Below are 20857 nucleotides of genomic sequence, written 5' to 3' on the forward strand. Positions count from 1 at the left end.
AGCGGGATACGCCCCCTTGTGGGGCACTTCGGCTCAACGCCGGGCCGCTGCGTGAGGAGCGCCCGATTCCCAGAAGGCTCATCATGACGCGACCACCGTCGTTTCTTAAGCGCCCGCCGCCGAAAACCCCGGGTCCACGTCCGATCACCGCGATCGACACGACCTGTGAGGGTGTGTGGCTGATGCAGGCCCTGTGTGGGATTGAACAGTTGCCGTCGGCGCTGCTGCTGCGGCCCTATGTGTCGGCCAGCGGCCGCCCGACGGGGCATCCGGGGATCGCGATCCTGCAGGAGGCGGGCGCGATCATGGATGACGAGACGGTGCACCCGACAGTGGCCCGCTGGTTAGAGACCCTGTCGGCGCCAGACATTGCGTTGACCGTCGATGTGAAGCGGCCCGGTGTGGAGTTCATGCGGATGGTGATCGCGCGACGTGACGCTAGACATGCGGCGATCTCGCGTGGCGGTGCGGGCAGCGCCGACAACATCACCATCGAAGAGGTGGGGGCGGTTCCGTCGTTACGTGTGCTGTTCGAGCGGATCATGGTGCTGTGCGACCGTGGGCGTGGGCCGGTGGAACCGGCGTCGCTGTCGCCGATCACGGTGCCTACCGCTGACCTGGTCGACGGGTTTGCCCGCATTGTGGCCGGCGACCATACGCCGGCATCGGCGCTGTCGTCGCTGAACCTGACCGCCGAGCAGCGCCGCATTGTGACGTTGGCTGCCGATCAGCCACTGATGGAAGTTGCTTTCGCGCTGATGGTGCACGACAGGCGGGGTGATCATGTGGCGGTGGCGTCGGCGGCAGTGACCGACACCGTCGAGGGCCGCATCGTGACGGGTCCGATCCTGGGGGAGGACGGGACATGGTGGACTCAGATTGTGCCGGGGACCTCTGATGCGGGCGGTGCTGCGCTGCGTGCGCTGGTCGCGACGGTGGGCACGACATGGGAAAACCACTCCCGCTACAAATAAAGCAATTGATCTGTTTACGGGCTGCTTTTTTTGATGCGGATGTGTTATTTTGGGTGTTATTGAGATGGGGGTGTCAGGGGCGAGTCCTTGACACGACGCTTGGGAGAGCCAGTGACCAACAGCAATGACCGCCAGGACTTCTACGGGCAGCGGGTCGGCGACGAGGAGCCGCAGGAGTCGAGCGGCGAACCGGCCGGTGAGGCGCCCGCTGCGAGCACGCCGGCCTCCGAGCCCGCCCCCGGTGCGCTGGACCCTGACGGCCACACCCAAATCGTCGACCGCGACGACATACGGCGCAAGCTCGCCGCCGCGCGGCGCCTACAGGATGCTGCGCAGGGCGAGGCTATGTCGGCGCAAAGCCCGGCCGGGTTCGACAGTGCCGAGGGGGGCGCGGGGGCTGCGCCGCTGCCCGGGCGGACACCATCTGGGCCGCCGCGACCGCAGTACCCCGACGCGCCTGGTCCTGATGGGCTCTACGGCGGTCCGCCCCAAGCGATGTCGCGGCCGCCGGCTCGCCCGCCGGAACCGTCGGGTCCACCGAGCTACGGCGGCGGATGGCCGCCTGCAGGCGCGCCCGGGCGTCATGGCTCACACCGGCTCGAGGACGACCCTTACGCCTCGGTGGGGCCGATGCGCGCGCAAATCCACGAGAGCCAGGTGTCGGCACCGTATAAGCCGGTGCCCGAGACGGGCTGGCGCCACGGCCTGTACAAGGTCACCCGGATTAACCTGGGATTGTCGGCCAGCGAGACGCATTGGAACGATCTTCGTCGGCGGCTGAAAGTCAACCTGCGCGGCACATACGTGATCGCGGTGATGCAGTCCAAAGGCGGGGTGAACAAGACCACCACCGCCGCCCTGATCGGTGCCGCACTGGCTAAGTACCGGGATGAGAAGATCGTCGCGATCGACGCCAACCCGGCGCGCGGGAACCTGAGTCGGCGGGTGGACGAGCCATCGACCATGTCGTGGCGCGGACTCAACGCTGATCAAAACTTGCGCAGCTACTCTGATTACCGCGAATTCCTCGGGAAAGATTCGACGTCTGGCCTCGAGGTGTTGGGCAGCGACCTGGGCCGCCAACGCATGACCGGAATGGACCTGCGGAAGTCCTGGGCGATTCTGCAGCGCTATTACCCGATCGCCATTGTGGACTGCGGGAACGAACTCGATGACGACATCGCCCGCGCACTGCTGGAGGACATTCCCGTGGACGCGATCGTGGTGCCGTCGACGACGCGCCTCGACGGCGCTCTAGCGGCGGCTGACACGTTGAATTGGCTGATGGACAGGGGCTACCCGCATCTGGTGCACGAGGCCGTGGTAGTGGTCAGCAACATCAACAAGATCAATGCCAGCGCGGAGGTCAAGCAGTTGCACGCAGACTTTGAGCGCACGGTGCGATCGGTGCACGATGTGGGTTTCGATCCGCACCTCAGTGACGCTGTGGCCATCGAATACACCCGGCTGCAGCCTGAGACCTGGCTGCGCTACATCGAGGCGGCGGCCTCGCTGGCCGATGGGTTCGCCCGCGCCAACGACCGTAGTCCAAGGCCATCTGGTGGTGCACCGCATGACCCTCCGACCCAGCGCCAGCCGTGGGGGCGCCTCGGCGGCCATGAGGGGGGCCAGTGGCCCGACGCCGGCCTGAACGCCGGGCCGTGGGGTCAGCGGCAGTGAGCACGGTATCGGAGCGCACTGGAACACGCTCAGCGGCACATGTTCGGCTCCGGGAGCAAGTGAAGGTCGCGGTCCTGTTCGAGGGCCGCCAAACCGACCTGGTGCTGCCGGCCACCGAAGTCGTGGCCACGGTGATCACCCAAGTTCTCACCCATGTCAGCAAGGCAGGGGAGGAACCGCGCGGCCCCGACGATGACGGTCTTATCCGACCGGGCATGCTGGTGCTCAAGCGGGTCGGTGGGGCGGCGTTGAACCGTGGGCAATCGTTACGCGAGCAAGGCATCACCGACGGTGCTCTGTTGATGTTGGAGGTTGACGACGCCGAGGTGTCGTTCACCGAAGTGGTGGAGAACGCGTCGTCAGCGATCGCGCATGTGAATGCGCAACGCTTCAAGGCGGTCACCGAGCAGACAGCTGTCACGGTGGCCGCTGTGACCGCCGCGGCCGCGGCAGCATTGATGGCGGGGCTGTTGATGTGGGTGTGGCACCTCGACCACCTCGCCGGGATCAACTGGCCGCTGATCACGCCGATCACCTGCGGTGCGATGGCGGTGGTGCTGCTGTTCGGCGGTGTGGCCGCATGGTGGCGCCAGCACATGACGGTCATGGCCAGCGGACTGTGGGCCGGGGCGCTAATGGCCGTCGGCGTCGCCGGCTACACCGCCGTTCCCGGGCAGGTCGGCCCGTGGCATGTGGTCCTGGCGGCGTCGTTGACTGCCGCGGTGGCCGTAGCGCTGTGGGCGCTGGGCCCGGCGCCGGCAGCGGCGCTGGCCTGGCTGACCGCGGTCGGTATCGGCACCGGACTGATCGCGCTGGTTCACGCCCTCGGCGTCGCCATGCCCTATCTGTGGGTGGCGACCATGGTCGTCGCGCTGGTGCTGTTGAAGAAAGTCGAGCCACTGTCGGGGTTGCTGGCGCGGGTACCGATGCCCAGTTTCCCCACCATCACCGGCAAGCTGGTCTTCGACGACGCCGAAGACATCGCCGCCGAAGCGTTGGTGGCCGCAGAAACCGAAGGCACGCCCAGCGTCGATGAGCTGCGGCGCGCCGCGGCCGCGGCCAACGGCTACTTGCAGGCGCTCGTTGCGGCGGTGTCGCCGTTTTTCATCCTGGGCGCGGCCGGGGCGGTGACCCCTGGCCATGGTCGCTGGGTGTTGGCCACCGTATTCGTCCTGGGCATCGCCGCGATTCTGGTGCTCGGCGGGCGCGCGCTGACTGACCGAGCGGCCGCGGTGACCGTCGTGGGCACCGCACTGGCCATGAGTGCAGCGCTGGGCCTCAAATACGCTCTGTCGAGCCATGATCGGTCAATCAGCCTGATCGTGGCAGGCCTGATCGTGGCTTTGGGCCTGGCGGCGTTGGTGATCGCCGCGGTCGTTCCCCGACGCGTGTTCTCTGCGCCGTTCCGCAAAATCGTGGAGTGGACCGAATACGCGCTGCAGGTTGCGGTGTTCCCGGTGGCGCTGTGGCTGCTCAATGTGTACGTCCTGGCGCGGGCGGCACTGCAGTGACGCGCCGATGGGCGCGCCGAGGGCTCTCGGCGGTCAGCGTCAGCGTTTTGGTGATGCTGACCCCACTGGGTGCGGGCACGGCCGGGGCGATCTCACAGCCGGTGATCGATCCGGGGGCTGTCCCCAACCCCTTGCCGCTGGGTCCAGGAGAGCCGCTGCGCCAAGAGCATCAATGCACACCATCGGGGCTGCTACCAAATACCGACCTGGGCGCACCGAGCGCATCGCAAGCGTTCATGGATATTCCGGCGCTGTGGCGCTCAGCGGGCCGCGGGGCCGGCCAGAGCATCGTCATGGTGGACACCGGGGTCAACGTCTCGCCGCGGTTGCCGCACATCCACCCGGGCGGTGATTACGTGGTCGAGTCGGCGAATGGGTTGCAGGACTGCGACTCTCACGGGACACTTGTTGCTTCAGTCTTGGGGGCTCAGCCGTCGCAGACCGATGGGCTGGTCGGTGTCGTACCCGACGCAGACATTATTTCGATCAGGCAGTCGTCTGAGGCGTGGGTGCCGGCCAATCCGACATCGGCCGACGTCGAAACCGATCGCCGGGCCGGCACGGTTGCCTCGTTGGCCAAAGCGATTGTGTTGGGCGCCAACACCGGCGCCAAAGTGATGAACATTTCGATCGTGAGCTGCATCCCGGTTCTCAAGCCGGTTGACCAGACCACGCTGGGCGCGGCGGTCAGGTACGCAGCGGTAGACAAGGATGTCGTCATCGTGGCCGCAGGCGGCAACCTCGCCAACGCAGGGTGCGCGCAAAATCCCGACATCGACGCCACCAACGCCAAGGACCCCCGCAACTGGGGCGGTGTGGTCACCATCTCGACCCCGGCATGGTTTTCCCAGTACGTGTTGTCGGTCAGCGCCAGCGACGGTACTGGCCAACCCGCTGTCGATGAACAGCACCGCGAAATCTCTTTGTCTGGGCCGTGGATCGGTGTGGCCGCACCCGGGGTGTTCATCGAGGGCCTCGACGACAAAGGCGGGGTCATCAACGCCACGTTCGATGCGACCGCCGGGCAGCTGCGCGCCATCAACGGGACGTCGTTTGCAGCCCCATACGTTTCGGGTGTGGCGGCGCTGATCCGGGCGAAGTATCCGAAACTTACTGCGGCCCAGGTGATTCACCGGATCGAGGCGACCGCGCACTCGCCGGCGGCTTCACCGGTGGACGGCTCGGTGGTCGACAACCGGATGGGTTACGGCGCCATTGATGCGCTTGCCGCGCTCAACGATGACGTGCCGCTGGGCCCGGCCGTGCCCACGGAATATCTATCCCGGCCGCTGCACCCGCCGCCGCCTCCACCGCCACCGGATCACCGCCCCATGATCGTGGCGCTGGCCGGCACGGGTATCGCGGTAGCGCTGCTGGGCGCACTGTTCTTCATTTCCCGCATCACCCGCGAGCGGCGATCATGACGCATCGGGTGGCGTTGAGTGATCCGGCCACGGCGGTCGCTGAGGAGCCAGGCACGCCGGGGGATCGGTTAGCGCGATGGCAGCTGCGGTGGCCGCTGCGGCGGGCGATCATCGCCGAGGTGGCCGCAGTGGCGGTGGCGGTTCCGCTGGCTGGGCTGGCGCCGTGGTGGGCGCTGGCGCTGGTCGCGGTCGTGGTGATCCTGGCGGTGGGGGTGACCTATCGGTCAGCGACCGCGTTGAGCTGGTTGGGTCGGCTATGGCGGCTGCGGCGGGCCGCTGCCAGTGCCACGCGGCGCCGTGCACGCGCGACCCCGCCCGCTCTTTGTGAGGCAGAACTGCCTGGGGTGGGGCCATGCGGGCTGGCCTGGGACGGTCAATTCGCGATCACCATGATCGCGCTGCACGGCCGCCCATACGCGACGACCGTCCTGGTGTCAGAAGGTGCCGAATCGATCGACACTGTTCCGCTGAAGGCGTGCGGTGAGTTGCTTGAACAGTTCGGCGGGCTCGAACTGCACTCGATCGACGTGCTCAGCGACGGCACCCGCACGGCCCCTGATGGCCGGTTCACCCCTCGCTATGAGGAAATGGCCGCCGATCGGTCTGCTGTCGGGGTGCGCCGGACCTGGCTGGTGCTGCGGCTGCGGCCCACCGCATGCCTAGGCGCGATGCTGTATCGCAGCAGTGTCGGTGAGGCGATCGCTGCGGCCACCGAGCGGATTCGGCAGGCCACAGTGCGCGCCGGGTGCCGTGCTGTGGCCTGCAGCACCGAGCAGATCACGGCCGCAACGAGCGTGCTGTTGGGCGGCTATGAGCTCGACGCCTATCAGGAGCGGTGGACCGACCTACGCGTCGGCGACGACTACGTCACCCCCTACCGGGTGTCAGGGACCGACCTCAATACGCGCATGCTCAACGACGTGTGGACCATCCGGGCTAGTAAAGCCGTTGTGTTGGTGCGCATTACGCGTGACGACGAGACCGGCGAGCTGATGGCCGGTGCCTTGGTGCGGGTGCACACTAGCGCACCGCTGACCCACCCGCCGGTGTCGACGCTGCAGGGCGTTCCCGGGCAGGCTTTCGAAGCGCTGGCTGCCACGCTGCCGTTGGGGGACCGCTCGGTCAGTCTGGCGTTGTCGGCGCGCCCGCTGGGGCGCGCCCCGTTGGCTGTGCAGGTCGGCCCCACCGGGTTTTTGCACGGGATGGCCGAGGTGTCCGGGGTTCCTTTCCTGCTGTCGTGGACCGACCCGCTGAAATTCCTGCGGGTCGGTATCGCCGCGGACCTCGATGTCGTCGAGGCGCTGGTGTTGCGCGCGACCTCAGCGGGGGCGAGTGCCGAGATCCACACGGTCAGACCAGCACAGTGGCAACCAATCTGCGATGAAATCCGCATCAACATGGCGCGCAGACAAGAGCGCTCCAAGACGGCCACGTTGATCGTGGCCGACGGGCCTGAACCTCAGCAAGTGCTGCGGGAAAGCGGTGAACGAGGCCACGCCCTGGTCACGGTGATGCCCGCCGGCGAACCGTTGCCCGAGGATGTCGACATCCGTATCCGCCAAATCGGTCCCAATCGGATCACCGTCGAGACGCCGGCCCGGCCCCGGCCGGTGAATCTTGGAATCATGCGCCCGCGCAACGAGGCCCACACCCTCGCCCACCTACGCCACAGGAGTTAGCCCACATGAGTTCGCGTAGCACCGAAGCCCTGCGCGCGGGCATGAAAACCTTGCGTAGCAACCCTCGGCGCGCGCTGGAAGTGTTCAAGCTGGCCACTGATGACGACCCCGGTATGGCTGATGCCTGGCTAGGACGCATGGCTGCCGGGGACCGCTCAGCCGGTACGGTGGCTCGGCTGGCCGCGGCGCGGGATCGGCTCGGCTCAGACCTGCGGATCGCAGGCTCAGGCACGACCCTGGCCGACCTCGACGTCACGTTCGATGTCGAATACCTGCGGTGGCGCATCCAAGATTCCACCACCGCAGAGCTGGCCTATATCGCCGCGCTGCTGGCTGACCAGAAATTCGCCGAAGCCCACACCCGCCTGGCCGCGCTGGGGACTGACCCCAAAGTCCAATTCACGCGCGCAGTGCTGATGCAGATGACCGAACGCTGGCCCGATGTCCTAGCCGCCGTGGCCGGCCGCGAAGCCTGGTTCGCCGACACCATGCTCAGCCAGGCCAGCGCACTGCTGGAAGCCAAAGCCGCGGCACACCTGGGGATGTGGGAGCGAGCCTCAAACGCTGTGGAGACCGCCAGCGACTCGCCGTACGGGCCTGACCCCATCGCCCGTGATGCGCTATTCCTCAAGGCGCTCATTGCACGCGCCCAGGGCCAGGACGACACCGCACGCCAAGTCCTGGGGGACGTAGCGATGCGCTGGCCCGACTTCGAGCTGGCCCGAACAGCGTTGGCCGACAAAACATTTGGGATACGGGTCGTCGACCACGCCACCATCGACACCCGCGAGGACCCGTGGGACCCGGCTACCGGGCGCACCCCGGAACAACGCCAAGACGACCAGCACACCGACGACGCCCGCAAAGACTTGGCCGACGCCGAGCAGACCCTGAAAGCGATGATCGGCCTCGACGAAGTCAAGCAACAGGTCCGCTCGCTCAAGGCGTCCACGGCGGCGCGAATACTGCGTTCCCGCAAAGGATTTCCCACCCCGGCGGTAACCAATCATCTACTGATGATCGGGCCGCCTGGCGTCGGGAAGACAGAAGTGGCCCGAGTGGTAGCGAAAACTTTTTGCGGGCTGGGGATTCTACCCAAACGGGACGTTTTCGAAACCAGCAAGGAAATCCTGGCCGGCCAGTACGTCGGAAGCGTCGAAACCCAAACCCGCGAGTTCCTCGCCCAAGCTATCGGCGCGACAGTGTTTTTCGACGAATTCGGAGAACTGCTGCACGGCGGGTACGCCGGGGGCGACCCGATCGGGCAAGGCATCATCGGAGCCATCGTGCCGTGGATGGAAAACAACAGAGACAAGGCTGTTTTCATTGCTGCCGGCTACCCGGCCGCCTGCCGCAAGGTCATCGAATCCAACGGCGGCCTACAAGGCCGGTTCGCCACGACAATCGCATTCGAGTCCTACCCGCCCGACAAGCTCATCGAGATCGCCCACGCAATCGTCAAGCGCAGCAGCAACATCGTTGAGCCCGGCGCGTTCGAAAGCGTTCTGCTCGAACCGTTCACCAGGTTCTACAACGAAGTCACGCAATCACCGGACGGAGACACCGTCCGCACCATCGATGACCTCAACAATGGCCGGTATGTGCGCAACATCATCGAAAAGGCGCAAGCGGCACGCGATCTGCGGGTAATGGACGGCCACGGCCTTGACGACTTCGACCTTAGCGACCACACGTTCGGTGAATCGATACCCGCCAACGACCTACTGCTCCTGACCCGCGACGACGTGTGGAACGGGCTACAGGACGCCACGCCACCCAGATTCCGTAAACGGTTAAACACCCGTTAGTTTCAACCACGCTCGCGAAGTCGCGGACGGGCTAAAGCGGGCGAAAGCCCTTGCGCCAAGACCAGTTCTCGAAGCGGGTCACGCGATCACGAGTCGCACTACGGGCCGCTTGATCGAGGCCGCTGAAGCCATCGAAGATGCCTGGTCTTGCGACAACGATCCGCCGTATCTGACTTGTCACCTGCCGGACTCGTTCACGTGAAACGCCTTCACGGCGAGCGATCTGATCGAACGTGTAACCCTCTAGCCGCGCGAGCAGAACCCTATACGCTCGGGCGGCGGACCGAGGGTCCTTCAGCTCCTTGGCGAGCGCATCGGCGATGGCGAACAAGAGCCGGCCGGCGGCGATCGAGTCGGTGGCCCGCTCGAGGTCCGCATCGGAGCCTGCGTGTCCTTCTACGAACCGGCCCACCCAGTCGCACGGGATCTCCGCGGGTCTGCGATTCATCGTTTCGGTGGGCGCACGTCGAACAAGGTGAGTTGCACGGGCTTTCGCGGTGCGCGCGCGGTACGCGCTGTGCGGCGGGCCTCTGCGTGGGCGACCGCGTCGATGGCGGCTTGGGCGATTGTCGCGTACGTGGGGGAATGCTCGCTGTCGGCCACGGTGAGGGCGTCACGCAGCGAGGATGGAACCATGGGCCAGTGGACCTGACACATGAACGTCGAATCGGTGGTCTTGCAGCCCTTGGCTTGACAGCGCGTGGTAGTCATCGGTGAGCCTGTGTTTAGAGCCCGATGCTGTTGTCGTACAGGGCAACTGCGGGTAGGTCGCGTTGCGTGGAAAGGTAGTTCTGCAGCCAGGCCTGTGCATCGGCGTCGAGGGCGGATGCTTCGTCCTCGGTGTGGATGCTATCGGCGCCGCACGCACCTGCGCGGCCGTCTAAGGCGAGTCCTTCGTAAAGGAAGAACCGTGCGGCGACCACCTCGGGTGGGGTTGCTGCGGGGTCAAGGAGCGTGGTAGCTGCGCTGTCGATCGCAGCCATGGCGTACTGGGCGCGACGGGAGTCGTCGCCGCTGAGGGCGGCCTTTCGCGCGAAGGTGATGTCGTCTCGTGCCTCGTCGAGGGCTTCGCGGGCCGTGGGCTCGGTGCTCATTTCCACCTCCTGATGAAACAGTACGTGCACAGTATCATGTTTACTACTTGTTTTGGCTGCTTTGCTCTGTCAAGATGAAGTGATGAGCACGTTCTGCCTCCTCGTCCCGCCTAGTCTGGGCTCGATACGAAATATGACGGAGGGCCTATCCAAACGAGATGCGCTACAGCTCTTTCAATCGTTAATGGGGGGCACCGGGGCGAGCCAGTGTGCCAGGTCATGTCATGGCGCTGCCGTATCACGGCATCCGTCTATGAAGCAGGGACGTGAACAGGTCCTGGTGGCTGGTGGCGGCGCGAACGTCGCGCTGGCTCTTTCAGCGGAGCTGCAGTCATGACCGTGTGCGCCGGGCCTACCGCTCGTGGGGCGCGGGTGGTGCAGCACACAATCTTGACCCGGGACGGAGTTGCGCTGGCGGTCTATGACAGCGGTCCGGTGGATGCCGATCGCACAGTGCTGTTGTTGCACGGACTGTGCCAGGGCTCGCAAAGCTGGGATCTTGTCGTTGAATCGTTGGGGGATCGGTTGGGGCAGGCCACGCGAATAATCCGTTACGATCATCGCGGTCACGGGAATTCGGCCCACGCACCGATCCGGTCTTATCACACCGAGCAGCTCGCCGATGATCTCAGCGACGTCCTGACTGCGATGCGGGTGCGCGGCGAGTTGACTATCGCCGGTCATTCCCTTGGAGGTATGGCCGCGTTGACGTTTGGCGCCAGGCCTGCGCATCGCCAGCCCGTGCGCCCGCACGGCTTGATCCTGGTAGCCACCGCGGCAGGAGACCTCGGCCACTATGGGCTGGGCCGTCTGCTCAGGACTCCGGCGCCCGATATTTTGGCTGGCTTGGTCGCCCATACCCCCGCTGGAGCTGTCGAACGCGCGGCTCGCAGCGCGGCACGTCCGCTGTGCGAACTGGTCGGCCTTTGCCGGGGGTGCGCGCGTGTCGAGCGTGCCGTCCTGTGCGCGATGTGCAGCGCCGCACTGGCCTCGACGTCGCTGAGTACCGCGGCGGGATTTCTGCCCGGTCTGCGCGGCTATGACCAGCGCGCCAAACTGGGCAACATTGGTGCGCTGACCACGGTCATCAGCGGGGATGTCGACGTGCTGACCCCGCCGGCGCATGCGGTGCTGATGGCGGCCGGTATCGCCGGTGCCAGACATCGTCGAGTAGGCAATGCCGGGCACATGCTCCTGCACGAGGCGCCACGTGAGGTCGCCGACGAGATCGCCGGGGTCGTGGCGATGGGCTCGATCGTGCGTCGTGGCCAAGCTGAAACCGTCGGTGTCCGATCGTTGGCCGGGTAGCTGTGAGCGCTGAGGAGCTGCGCGGGCAGTTAGTTGACGCCCTCGCGACGGCCGCGGGGCCGATGACGACCACTGCGGCCCGCATCGCGGTTACCGAGCACCGTGGCCAACTTGGGCGCCGAGCGGTGGTCGCCGAGGAGGTTTACCGGGCATTGCTCACCCTGCAACGACGCGGGGTGGTGCGTAGAGTGCACGGTCAGCCGGGCCGCCTGGCGCACTGGGCATTGGCGCACAGCGACGAGCCGGCGGGTTGCCGATGAGCGCGTACTACCAGGGGCCCGTTGGGCACTCAACGCACTCGAAAACCGGTGGGAAAGCAGCATTTTTGGCCTGCCTATTGGCCGGAGAAGCCGCGACCTGTCTGGGACTGTTAGCGAGCTTCGATTATGTGGCGCAGGTGGAAAACCGCGTCATGACCTGGCCGGCGCATCACGGCGAATGTTGCTCGCACAACACGTCACTGCCGCCCCGATCCGACGCGAGGGTTATCGCGCGGCTCCCGGGCGTAGCTGCTGGCGCCGACGGTACCGAACTGGCTGGGCGTTGCACGGACTCGGCACGAGCGAATGCCTCTTCTTGCGAGCCGGTTTCGAGTGCTGGTAGTGCCCGCAACGACGAATTAGCCCAGAAGGAACCCCAGCGGTGAGTGCCTCGATCAGTGCTCCCAGCCACCGCAGCTGGCTTCACCAACTGCTCAGTGGCAGACCGCATCAAGAAGTGGCGACTGAGCGCGGCGGAATATACTTGCGGCGCTGGTTCTTAGTGCCCCATAACCGGTTTGTGAACATCTATCTGCACAAGTTCGTCGGTTCTGATGATCCACCGGCGCTGCATAACCATCCATGGTGGTTTGCCAGCGTGCTGCTGTCTGGAAAGTATTGCGAGGTGACAGAACGGGATTCGCGGTGGCGGCGAGCGGGCCGACTAGTCTTTCGGCCCGCCAGGCACCGGCATCGCGTCGAGCTGGCTCGCGACGACAGCGGCCGTGAACAACCCTGTCTGAGCGTGGTGGTCACCGGGCCACACCGGCAGGCCTGGGGTTTCTTTTGCCCGCGCCGTAACGGCGAATGGCAGTTCATCCCTTGGCGGAACTTCTCCGGCGGTGGGTGCGGCGAATCTGAACGCGACACGCCCGAGCGTAACTCGTACCCGACACGGTAGTTCTGATAGTCAAGGAGATTCGCTGGTGGGTAGCACGAGTGCTCCGTGTGTCGGGCAGCGAGCCGCGGTGGTTGTCGATCTCGACAACCACGCGGCAACTGCAGATCCGGCAGCGGGAACCGACTGCCGTTGCGGCACTCCCGCCGAGTTTGAGGCAACCGAGGGTCACCACGGCTACAGGGGGCCGGGATGTTGATCGGTGGGCTTGTCTGTTCGTTCGTCATTGGTTTGGGCTACGCGGCGTGGGAAGACACCGCGGCCGGGCGAAGGTATGGGCGGCACGTCAGGCTCGTTTTCAGCGTCGTGACGTTGGCTGGGGGGATCGTGATGGTCGCTGCGCTAGCCGTGATGGTGAGTTGCCTGGTGTTGGGATATGGGCGAGCCCCTTTGGCGGGCAGTGGGTTTGGACAAGAGGTTGCCAGGATGGCTGCCGACGGCGTGGCGGCGGCCGTGTCGCTGATGATGATCAGCTGCATCAGAAGATTCAGGCGTTACGTGCGTGCGACGAACGTGGGAGCCAACGTCGCAGGCCGGGTGAACAACTAACTGACGAGTTTTTGGGAGGACGTCGATGATCACAGAACCATACGTGCGCCCGCAGACACCGTATTGCGGTTTTATGCGGCGGTTCGTCAACGGCCGCGAAATGCTTTATGTGCCACGGACAGCGGCTCATTGCTTGATCAGCGCCCCGACCGAGTCGGGCAAGTCGCGTCGCCTGCTAGCTCCGGCGAGCACGTTATGGGGCGGGCCTGTTGTGCAGGTGTCGTCTAAGGACGACGTCATGCAGAACACGATGGAGCGGCGGTTCGGGCCGAAGGGGTTGATCGATTTCCGGCCGGTCGTCAGGCCGGTCTACCCGGACGGTGTCGAGGCGATGGCTTATGACCCGACCACGACGATCGATACACCGTTGCAGGCGTTGACGATTGCCGAGACCATCATGCAGATGGCGACGGTGGGTATGGGTTCTGGGGCTGACCAGGTTTCCGACGGTGGTGTGTGGGAGTCGCAGGCAGCGGGCCCGCTGGCGGCGTTTCTTTATGCAGCCTCCCCGCAGGGCAATCGTCAAGGGATGGAATGGGTTCTGAGGGCTGTCGACAACCTCGATACCACACCGGAGGGCGCCAGCCAGCCTGGTTGGCTGCAGGCAGCTGCTATCTGCAGCCGCTACGAAGTGCTGGCGATCGGCATGACCCGCATCTTGGGAATGGAGCCGCGGCAGCGGGACTCGGTCGCGATCACTATGCGTAAAGCGATTACCCCGTGGCTGCGCACGGCGTTGATGGCGGCCGGCACAACAGATCTGACGAAAGTGTTCGATCCGTCGTTTCTGGACCAGCCGAACGCCACATTGTTCGTGCTGGCGCCCGCCGATGGCACTGTGGCGGGTGCTGCGGTTACCCTGATTGACTCGTTGGTGCGGCGCTGGCGGGAGAAGACGTCGCAGCGAGAGCAGATGCATCGGTTGTTGCTGGCGATCGACGAGCTGCCCAACACCGCACCGCTTCCGGGTCTGCGGCGCATCGTGGGGGAGGGCCGTGGGCTGGGCATCAATCTGCTGGCCGTGGTACAAGACTCGTGCCAGAATGACACCGTCTATGGGCCGACGTATGCCCAGGAGCTGCGAGCAATCTTTCCCGCCAACATCATCATGTATGGCGCGCACGAGGAACTGTTGATGAATCGGACCGAGGACTGGTCCGGGCTGACCTTTCGCCGCACCGAAAGCTACGGGCAGGCCGACGGGCATAAAGGGCTTAACACTGATTTCGGGCCGTCGCTGAAGTGGCAGGAATTACTTCCCCCTGACGCTGAGCACGCCCGCCTGTTGATCCGCGGTGGCCTGGGCCATTGCGTGGAAATTCCCGATTGGACCCGTTTCAAGGCCCACTACGACCAGGCCTGCGCCGCGCTGCTGGCTCGCGCCGGCAAGACGTCACGTCACCCAGGCGCCGGGGCCGCGCCACCCGAAGGTGTTGCGGCGCAGGGATTGCGGTGGCTTACCCGGATGATCGGGCGGTAAGGGCTGTGGCGCCGCCGGCCGACCGGACAGCACGGCCCCGCCAAATCCGGCTGGGTGTCGCGGCACTGGCCCTGGCTACGGCCACCACACTTACTGGTTGTGGCGGGCTGCCGGCGGGGGCCGCACACGGCCGTGCCGGCAACACGATGCCCGCCGACGGGCAGTACAGCCTGATCCAGGAGCCCCAAGACACCTACGCCCCGATCACAGCGCTGATTGACAGCGCGGCGAAGTCCGTGCGGATGACGATGTATCTGCTGGCTGACCCGGCGATCGAGAAGGCGCTGATCGACGCTCATCGACAGCGGGGTGTGGCCACGACCGTAGTACTCGACCGCGCTTTCCACGGCCAGCGCGCCAATCAGGCCGCCTACGACGCGCTGCGGGCGGGCGGAGTCAACGTGGCCCGGGCTCCGGCGGGAACCATCGTGCACGAGAAGGCCTTGGTGATCGACGACAAGACCGCGGTGGTCAGCACCGGCAATCTCGATGCGCACTATTACGCCACCGCTCGGGATGCGGCTGTCGTCACCACCGTGCCTACACAGGTAGCCGCCATTGCCGCGACGATTGACGCAGACTATGCGCAGGCGGCCGCGGGGCAGTTGTCGCGAGCGGTCGACGCTGCTGGTCTCGTGTGGTCACCAGCGGCGCGGGCGGTGTTCGTGCGCGCTATCAGCGGTGCGCGCCGCTCTGTTGACATCACCACTGAGGAGTTCAAGGATCGGGCGGCCGCGGCGGCGGTTAGCCAGGCCGCGCGGCGTGGTGTCGCGTGCCGGATCGTCCTCAACGCTGATGCCGCAGCCACGGCGGCGGTCAGCGACGTCGAACACGCGGGCTGCGTCGTGCATACTTTTGCGACAAAGCCGGGCGGGTTGTACGTGCACGAGAAAGCCCTTGTCATCGATGGGTTTTCGGTGCTGATCGGCAGCCACAACCTGTCGACGATGAGCCTTACTGAGAACCGGGAGCTGTCGCTGCGAATCGATGCCGGCGACGCGCCGAACGTGGTCGCTGCGGTGCGGGCGCAGTTCGACGCGGATTTCGCCGCAGGATCGGCGCCGACGGGTGGCCCGTGACGGTGCGCAGAACGGGCAGAATGCTCAGATGTGCATCGTGGAGCTCAGTGTGGGCATCGGGGGCGCCGGCGCGACGGTGAGCCGGCGGTTGGGTGATGGCTGACCAGGGTGGACGCCGTCCGCGGCGCCTACGTCTGCGCCGTTATCAGCGGGCCGCGGTTGATGTCGTGGACGCACGCCAGGAACGGGCGCTGATTGTGGCGGCCTGCGGCACCGGCAAGACGTTGATGGCCGTGCACGCCGTGGCCAAGCTGCTCGATGGCCGGCCCGGCGCAGTGCTGGTGACGTTCCCGACGCTGGGGTTGCTCGAACAAACCTATCGGACTTGGCAACAGCAAGCCCGGTTTGACTTCGCCGCGCTGGGTGTGTGTTCAGCGCACCTGCGGGACACCGAAGACATCCACAGCGACGAACTGTCTATCGCGAGCACGACATCACCACAACGGGTGGCTGCGTGGCGGGCCGGGCTAACGGGTGTGGGTGTCGCGTTCTGCACCTACCAGTCGTTGGCGGTGATCGCCGCTGCCCACACCGAGCATGGTATGGAGCCGTGGTCGGTTGCGGTGTTCGATGAGGCGCATCGGACCGCGGGCCTGCAGGGGAAACCCTTTGCCGCGGCGCTGGATTCGCGGAAGATCCCGTCGCAGCATCGCCTGTTCTACACGGCAACCCCGAAGGTCCACAGCGGACCACGCACGCGGGCCGGCAAGCCGCGACGGCGCACGGTGGCGTCAATGGACGATGCCGACCTTTACGGCCCGCAGGTGTTCACCCTGCCGGCGCGCGACGCGATCGAGCAGGGCATCCTGTCGCCGTTCAAGGTCGCGGTGATTGCCGTGTCGGACAGTGCGGTCGCGGCCGCGCTCAAAGACTTGCGGCTCGTTAGCCTGGCCGCCGGCGACGACAGCGTGGCGCGCGCCGATCATGTGGCGGCTGCGATCGCTTTGACCCAGGCCGCGGCGGACTACCAATTGTCCAGTGTGCTGGCGTTTCACAACACGATCGCGGCCAGCGCAGAGTTTGCGACCACCTTCGCGCGCGTTCACACGCTACTGACCGCGCAAGGTTTGAACCCCGACGGGAGAGCGGCGGCGATCAGGCACATCGACGGCACCACCACGCTGCGCGATCGACTTGCCGCCACGCAAACACTGGCAGTGCCCGGCGTCGACCAGTGGAACGTCGTCACCAACGCGCGGTGTCTGACCGAAGGGATCAACATTCCCGCCCTGGATGCGGTTTTCTTCGCCGAACCCAGAGCGTCGGAGGTTGACGTGGCCCAGGCGGTCGGGCGCGCTATCCGCAAGAACCCTCACCACGATCGGCCTGCACTGATCGTGCTGGCGGTGACCGTCGATGATAGCCAGGACGCGGAAACGGTGATCGATGTCAGCGAATTTCGCCGCACGCGCCAGGTCCTCAAGGCGCTGCAAAGCCATGACCCCAGTTTGAGTCGAGACCTGGCTGCGGTCCGCGAACAGCTGGCCGACCCCGATCTTGGCGAGCAGGAGGACATCAAAAGCGACATCCTCGATATCCATGTGCCTACCACGCTTTCACGACGAATGATCAAGCAGTTTTTCCAGGCGTTTAGCATTCACACTGTCGATGCCTTGACGCGCCAGTGGGAGGAAAACTATTGCAGCCTAAAGCGATTCGCCAACCAGCACGGGCACTGTAACATAGCGAGGAAAGATCGCAGCGAAACCGGCAGCGCGCTGGGAACGTGGATTCAGCATCAGCGTGGCCTGTATGCGCGCGGTCGGCTGCTGGCCGAACGGATCGAACGACTCGAAGCGCTGCCGGGTTGGTCGTGGAACCTCACCGAGGCCCGTTGGGAACAGAATTTCGCTGCGCTGCAACAGTTCGCCGCCAAACACGGGCATCCCTTCCCGCCGTTCAGCTATCGCAGCGCTGAGGGGTTGCGGTTGGCGGCGTGGATCAGCAATCAGCGGCGGACTCTGCGCAAAGATCCGTTGTCGATGAAGCGCCGCGCACGGTTTGAAACTCTTCCGGGCTGGACGTGGACGCGCACAGATACCCGATGGGAAGACGCGTTCAATGAGCTCGCCGAACACATCGATCGCACCGGCGAGCTTTGTGTTCGGCCGCGTACCGCCTTAGCGAACTGGATGCAAAGGCAGCGGTCGCTGTATCACAGGGGCGATCTTGATGCCATGCGAGCGCGGCGCCTCGCGGCGCTGCCTGGCTGGACGTGGAATCCGCTCGACACCGGCTGGGACGACAACTTCGCCGCCCTGCGCGACTACGCGGCGCGCACGGGTCGGGCCCGACCTCCGCAGTCCTACACGACCGACTCCGGGTTTCAACTGGGACGTTGGGTGTCTGATCAGCGGCGCCGGCGGGGCAAGTTGACCGAGGAGCGGCGCAAGCAGCTCGATGCGTTGCCGGGGTGGACGTGGAACGCTAGCGAGGCGCAGTGGGAGGAGTTCATCACCGCGCTGCGGGCCTTCGCCGCCGAGCACGACCACGCCTACCCGCCGCGGGACCCGACACGTCCCGAACTGGTCAAGCTGAATCAATCCGTGGTCAGTGTGCGCAGGCCAGCCCGGCGTAACCGGCTCAGCGTTGAGCAACGCCGGCAGCTGGAGGAGTTACCGGGCTGGTCATGGGAATACCGCCAGAAATCGACGTGGGAGACCAGCTTCGCTGCACTGGTGGCGTATGCGGCACAACATGGGCACGCCACACCACCCAAGGACTACTGCACCCCTGACGGGATCGCTCTGGGGCTGTGGGTCCACGAAATGCGCCAACCTTCGCGGCGGCGCAAGCTCGGCGCCCGCCAGTCCGCACGCTTGGAAGCCTTACCCGGATGGACGTGGTAGCGCGCGCTTAGTGCAGTTGCGATGGTGAGGACCAGGCGGGTGAGGACACGGTGTGCTCGACGGCGTCTTTGATCCCGACGCCCACAGCGCCGATCATCCATGCGGTCCCGATCGCGCAGACCGCCGCGGTGGCGCGGACCAGGTGCAGTGACTGCAGCGACTGTGTGATCTGTGTCAGCGGGGTCATGTCGACCGGCGGGTGCGGGTCGTCGGTGTCGAACACCGGCGGCGCGGTCAAGTCGTCAGGGCCCATGGGGATGGTCAGGTCGACCGGCAGCGGCGCCGGAGTGAGGGGCCACCAGCTTGCCGAGCCGTCAATGGCTAACCAGCCGTTGAGGATTCCGTAGATGCTGGCCGCGGCGAAGGTGGCCGGGATTTGGGCCAGCACGTAGGGCGGCGCGATGGTGCCGATCAGGCTGTCATCTGGGCTGTAGAGCAGTGCGGTCAAGGTACCGATCCCGGCGGCGGCCGCGAACAGGGCCGGGATCGGGTAGGCCCGTAACCGGCCTGGAATGAACTGCACGAGGTACTCGTAAAGCAGCCGCCCGGCGAGCCAGCCGACGGGGGCAAGCAGCGCGCAGAGCCCGACGACGATGCGCTCCACGATGATGTCCACCGTCGACCCGTTACGCGCCCAATGCGGATGAATCACGTTGTCGTCGTAGGGATTTGGGCGCGCTGCGGCGGACATGCGGACCCGCTTGCGGATCTGGCGGTTGAGCAGCTCTGCGCGACGCTTCTGCATGTTCCAGATGCCGGCGTGCTCGGCGATCCATTCGCGGCGCAGTTCGTCGTACCGATCAGGCGTTATGTGACGCATCAGTGTTCACCTGTTGTTGTTTGTGCTTTCCTGTGCCATGATCAACACCCATAGAGGTGAGAGTAACTGCTGTTGACCGCATTGTCTCTAGGCAGTTGAGGAAGGGGTGACGACCATGGTCCCAGCGGGGCTATTCATCCTATATATGCTGTTCATATGCGGTTTAGTTGCGGTAATCGCTCATTGCGCGGGTCCCCGGACCGCACCGGGAAGGCGCGGCAGCCCGGCGGGCGCGCTGGGCGCGCTCCTTCAAGAGAGTAAGCAACACGGGAACACCTATATGGCGCCGCCAGCTGTTCACATGGTGCCGCCGGCAGCCGCGTGCTGGCCGGGGGTGTGGGTCGGGCCGGTCGCTGCACAGCCGGTGCTGGACCACGGCGGCCTTGACCAGTACCGGCTGGTACAGCGCCGCCGACCATCGAACATCTGCGCGCGTATCACCACCCACGGGGTGCTGCGATGAGCACCGAGGACGTGATCACCGATGAGCAGTGGGGCCAGGCCCTGAACAGCTATGGCCAGGACCAAGTGCCCATCGGCGACGACGACATCGGCGAGGTGGACGTCGCCGCGTTGATGTCTGAGGACGACGTCGCTGCCGAGCCGGTCGCTGACGCAGCCCCGGCTGGCCCTGATGACAAGGTCGCCGTCCCAGGGCGCTTCGACCACAAGATCCTGTGGGGGTTCGGCAGTCTGGTTGCGGGCGGCGTCGTCGCCGCTTTGGTCGGGGCGATCATGTTCTACTCCCACGATTCCCAGCCGGGGCCCCCACCAGTGGGGTCGCTGAGCGAACCGCAAGCGGTCGCCGCGGCCAGGCCATCTCCGACGGCGCCGGCGTCGGCTGGCCCAGGGGTGGATCGATCACTTCCCTACACCGCAGATGCGCAGGGTAGCTGCGCGGAGGGATCGACTCCGGCGCAGACGATGTCGGGCATGGATCCGCACAACGCGTTTGTGTGTGTCCGCGGCGGCGGTGACGGGCAGGTGATCTCGATCGACCTGGGCCGCACCTACGTGATCACCGCGATCTCCCTGACCCCGGGCTGGACCGGGCTCGACGCGAGCGGGGTGTCGCAATGGTCGCAGCACCGGGTTGTGACGATCGTTCAGTATTCGTTTCCCGACGACCCGAGCATTCCCATCGTCACGCAGAACACTCAGAACGTTCACGGTGACGCGGTGCAGCCGATCAAACGAGTTCTGGCCTCGCGTATTCGGATGCTGATCCGTTATACCTCACGCCCGCCAGCAGACCCGGCGACGACTCCGCGATCCCCAGCACCTGGTGTCTTGCCGGGCCTGTTCGGTGACCCCGGAACCCCGCCGCCGACGTCGACGGCGCCGCTGGAGGGGTCGGCCCGCGGCAGTGGCGACGGCTCGGACCCGGTAGACGCGACGTTCGCGATTAGTTCCTTGAAAATCATTGGGCACGAGGCGGTTTAAC

General features: G+C 65.7%; 18 protein-coding genes. 14 read left to right on the forward strand and 4 right to left on the reverse strand.

What is annotated here, in order from left to right:
• Positions 1 to 83: 83 nt before the first annotated feature.
• From AWC17_RS25205 to AWC17_RS25230, 6 genes are all read left to right on the forward strand, one after another.
• On the forward strand, positions 84 to 974 hold the full coding sequence (locus tag AWC17_RS25205; RefSeq protein ID WP_085165265.1) for an ESX secretion-associated protein EspG: 891 nt from the start codon (positions 84 to 86) through the stop codon (positions 972 to 974).
• 111 nt (positions 975 to 1085) lie between these two features.
• Positions 1086 to 2654, forward strand: coding sequence for a MinD/ParA family ATP-binding protein (locus AWC17_RS25210; RefSeq protein ID WP_244193523.1), 1569 nt, complete (start codon positions 1086 to 1088; stop codon positions 2652 to 2654).
• Positions 2655 to 2713: 59 nt separating this feature from the next.
• On the forward strand, positions 2714 to 4165 hold the full coding sequence (gene eccD, locus AWC17_RS25215) for a type VII secretion integral membrane protein EccD (protein WP_167385640.1): 1452 nt from the start codon (positions 2714 to 2716) through the stop codon (positions 4163 to 4165).
• Between the two features lie 53 nt (positions 4166 to 4218).
• Entirely contained in the window at positions 4219 to 5589 is a 1371-nt protein-coding gene (gene mycP / locus AWC17_RS25220; protein ID WP_085165269.1) for a type VII secretion-associated serine protease mycosin, read from the forward strand.
• Positions 5586 to 7268 (forward strand): type VII secretion protein EccE, encoded by a 1683-nt coding sequence (eccE, locus tag AWC17_RS25225; protein ID WP_085165271.1) that lies wholly within the window; start codon positions 5586 to 5588, stop codon positions 7266 to 7268. Before mycP ends, eccE begins: the two co-directional genes overlap by 4 nt.
• A 5-nt stretch (positions 7269 to 7273) precedes the next feature.
• Entirely contained in the window at positions 7274 to 9076 is a 1803-nt protein-coding gene (locus tag AWC17_RS25230; protein ID WP_085165273.1) for an AAA family ATPase, read from the forward strand.
• A 31-nt stretch (positions 9077 to 9107) separates the two neighbouring features.
• On the opposite strand, the gene AWC17_RS25235 is transcribed toward AWC17_RS25230, so the two are convergent.
• From AWC17_RS25235 to AWC17_RS25245, 3 genes are read right to left on the reverse strand one after another with little or no spacing between them, the layout of a single operon-like run.
• Positions 9108 to 9488: a sigma factor-like helix-turn-helix DNA-binding protein gene (locus tag AWC17_RS25235; protein ID WP_244193524.1), complete on the reverse strand. Its 381-nt coding sequence runs from the start codon at positions 9486 to 9488 to the stop codon at positions 9108 to 9110.
• A 32-nt stretch (positions 9489 to 9520) separates the two neighbouring features.
• Positions 9521 to 9787, reverse strand: coding sequence for a hypothetical protein (locus tag AWC17_RS25240; RefSeq protein WP_085165276.1), 267 nt, complete (start codon positions 9785 to 9787; stop codon positions 9521 to 9523).
• A gap of 14 nt (positions 9788 to 9801) precedes the next feature.
• Entirely contained in the window at positions 9802 to 10170 is a 369-nt protein-coding gene (locus tag AWC17_RS25245; RefSeq protein WP_085165279.1) for a hypothetical protein, read from the reverse strand.
• 333 nt (positions 10171 to 10503) lie between these two features.
• Here AWC17_RS25245 and AWC17_RS25250 point away from each other — a divergent pair, with 333 nt between their 5' ends.
• The 7 genes from AWC17_RS25250 to AWC17_RS25280 all read left to right on the forward strand — a co-directional run bounded on the left by AWC17_RS25250 (position 10504) and on the right by AWC17_RS25280 (position 18593).
• Positions 10504 to 11478 (forward strand): alpha/beta fold hydrolase, encoded by a 975-nt coding sequence (locus AWC17_RS25250; RefSeq protein WP_085165281.1) that lies wholly within the window; start codon positions 10504 to 10506, stop codon positions 11476 to 11478.
• A 2-nt stretch (positions 11479 to 11480) separates the two neighbouring features.
• Positions 11481 to 11738, forward strand: coding sequence for a hypothetical protein (locus AWC17_RS25255; protein WP_085165282.1), 258 nt, complete (start codon positions 11481 to 11483; stop codon positions 11736 to 11738).
• A gap of 382 nt (positions 11739 to 12120) precedes the next feature.
• A complete protein-coding gene (locus tag AWC17_RS25260) occupies positions 12121 to 12639 on the forward strand; it encodes a hypothetical protein (RefSeq protein ID WP_085165284.1) in 519 nt (172 codons plus the stop codon).
• A 423-nt stretch (positions 12640 to 13062) separates the two neighbouring features.
• On the forward strand, positions 13063 to 13185 hold the full coding sequence (locus tag AWC17_RS33920; RefSeq protein ID WP_264055829.1) for a hypothetical protein: 123 nt from the start codon (positions 13063 to 13065) through the stop codon (positions 13183 to 13185).
• 73 nt (positions 13186 to 13258) lie between these two features.
• Positions 13259 to 14665, forward strand: a complete 1407-nt coding sequence (locus AWC17_RS25270) for a type IV secretory system conjugative DNA transfer family protein (protein ID WP_244193531.1) — start codon at positions 13259 to 13261, stop codon at positions 14663 to 14665.
• A complete protein-coding gene (locus tag AWC17_RS25275; RefSeq protein ID WP_141224780.1) occupies positions 14638 to 15744 on the forward strand; it encodes a phospholipase D-like domain-containing protein in 1107 nt (368 codons plus the stop codon). The genes AWC17_RS25270 and AWC17_RS25275 overlap by 28 nt, the downstream gene beginning before the upstream one ends.
• 95 nt (positions 15745 to 15839) lie before the next feature.
• Positions 15840 to 18593 (forward strand): DEAD/DEAH box helicase, encoded by a 2754-nt coding sequence (locus AWC17_RS25280; RefSeq protein ID WP_167385641.1) that lies wholly within the window; start codon positions 15840 to 15842, stop codon positions 18591 to 18593.
• Between the two features lie 7 nt (positions 18594 to 18600).
• Here AWC17_RS25280 and AWC17_RS25285 read toward each other — a convergent pair whose 3' ends face one another.
• Complete coding sequence (locus AWC17_RS25285) at positions 18601 to 19413, reverse strand: hypothetical protein (RefSeq protein WP_085165292.1); 813 nt, start codon at positions 19411 to 19413, stop codon at positions 18601 to 18603.
• 459 nt (positions 19414 to 19872) lie between these two features.
• Here AWC17_RS25285 and AWC17_RS25290 point away from each other — a divergent pair, with 459 nt between their 5' ends.
• Positions 19873 to 20856, forward strand: coding sequence for a hypothetical protein (locus tag AWC17_RS25290; protein ID WP_085165294.1), 984 nt, complete (start codon positions 19873 to 19875; stop codon positions 20854 to 20856).
• Position 20857: the final 1 nt, after the last annotated feature.

This window comes from Mycobacterium nebraskense, assembly GCF_002102255.1.
GTDB lineage: Bacteria > Actinomycetota > Actinomycetes > Mycobacteriales > Mycobacteriaceae > Mycobacterium > Mycobacterium nebraskense.

Bases quoted from the DNA above. Each gene is read 5' to 3' on its own strand.
- AWC17_RS25205 (WP_085165265.1), top strand. From the start codon at position 84: ATGACGCGACCACCGTCGTTTCTTAAGCGCCCGCCGCCGAAAACCCCG.
- mycP (WP_085165269.1), top strand. From the start codon at position 4,219: ATGCTGACCCCACTGGGTGCGGGCACGGCCGGGGCGATCTCACAGCCG.
- eccE (WP_085165271.1), top strand. From the start codon at position 5,586: ATGACGCATCGGGTGGCGTTGAGTGATCCGGCCACGGCGGTCGCTGAG.
- AWC17_RS25230 (WP_085165273.1), top strand. From the start codon at position 7,274: ATGAGTTCGCGTAGCACCGAAGCCCTGCGCGCGGGCATGAAAACCTTG.
- AWC17_RS25240 (WP_085165276.1), bottom strand. From the start codon at position 9,787: ATGACTACCACGCGCTGTCAAGCCAAGGGCTGCAAGACCACCGATTCG.
- AWC17_RS25245 (WP_085165279.1), bottom strand. From the start codon at position 10,170: ATGAGCACCGAGCCCACGGCCCGCGAAGCCCTCGACGAGGCACGAGAC.
- AWC17_RS25250 (WP_085165281.1), top strand. From the start codon at position 10,504: ATGACCGTGTGCGCCGGGCCTACCGCTCGTGGGGCGCGGGTGGTGCAG.
- AWC17_RS33920 (WP_264055829.1), top strand. From the start codon at position 13,063: ATGGCTGCCGACGGCGTGGCGGCGGCCGTGTCGCTGATGATGATCAGC.
- AWC17_RS25270 (WP_244193531.1), top strand. From the start codon at position 13,259: ATGCGGCGGTTCGTCAACGGCCGCGAAATGCTTTATGTGCCACGGACA.
- AWC17_RS25280 (WP_167385641.1), top strand. From the start codon at position 15,840: ATGGCTGACCAGGGTGGACGCCGTCCGCGGCGCCTACGTCTGCGCCGT.
- AWC17_RS25285 (WP_085165292.1), bottom strand. From the start codon at position 19,413: ATGCGTCACATAACGCCTGATCGGTACGACGAACTGCGCCGCGAATGG.
- AWC17_RS25290 (WP_085165294.1), top strand. From the start codon at position 19,873: ATGAGCACCGAGGACGTGATCACCGATGAGCAGTGGGGCCAGGCCCTG.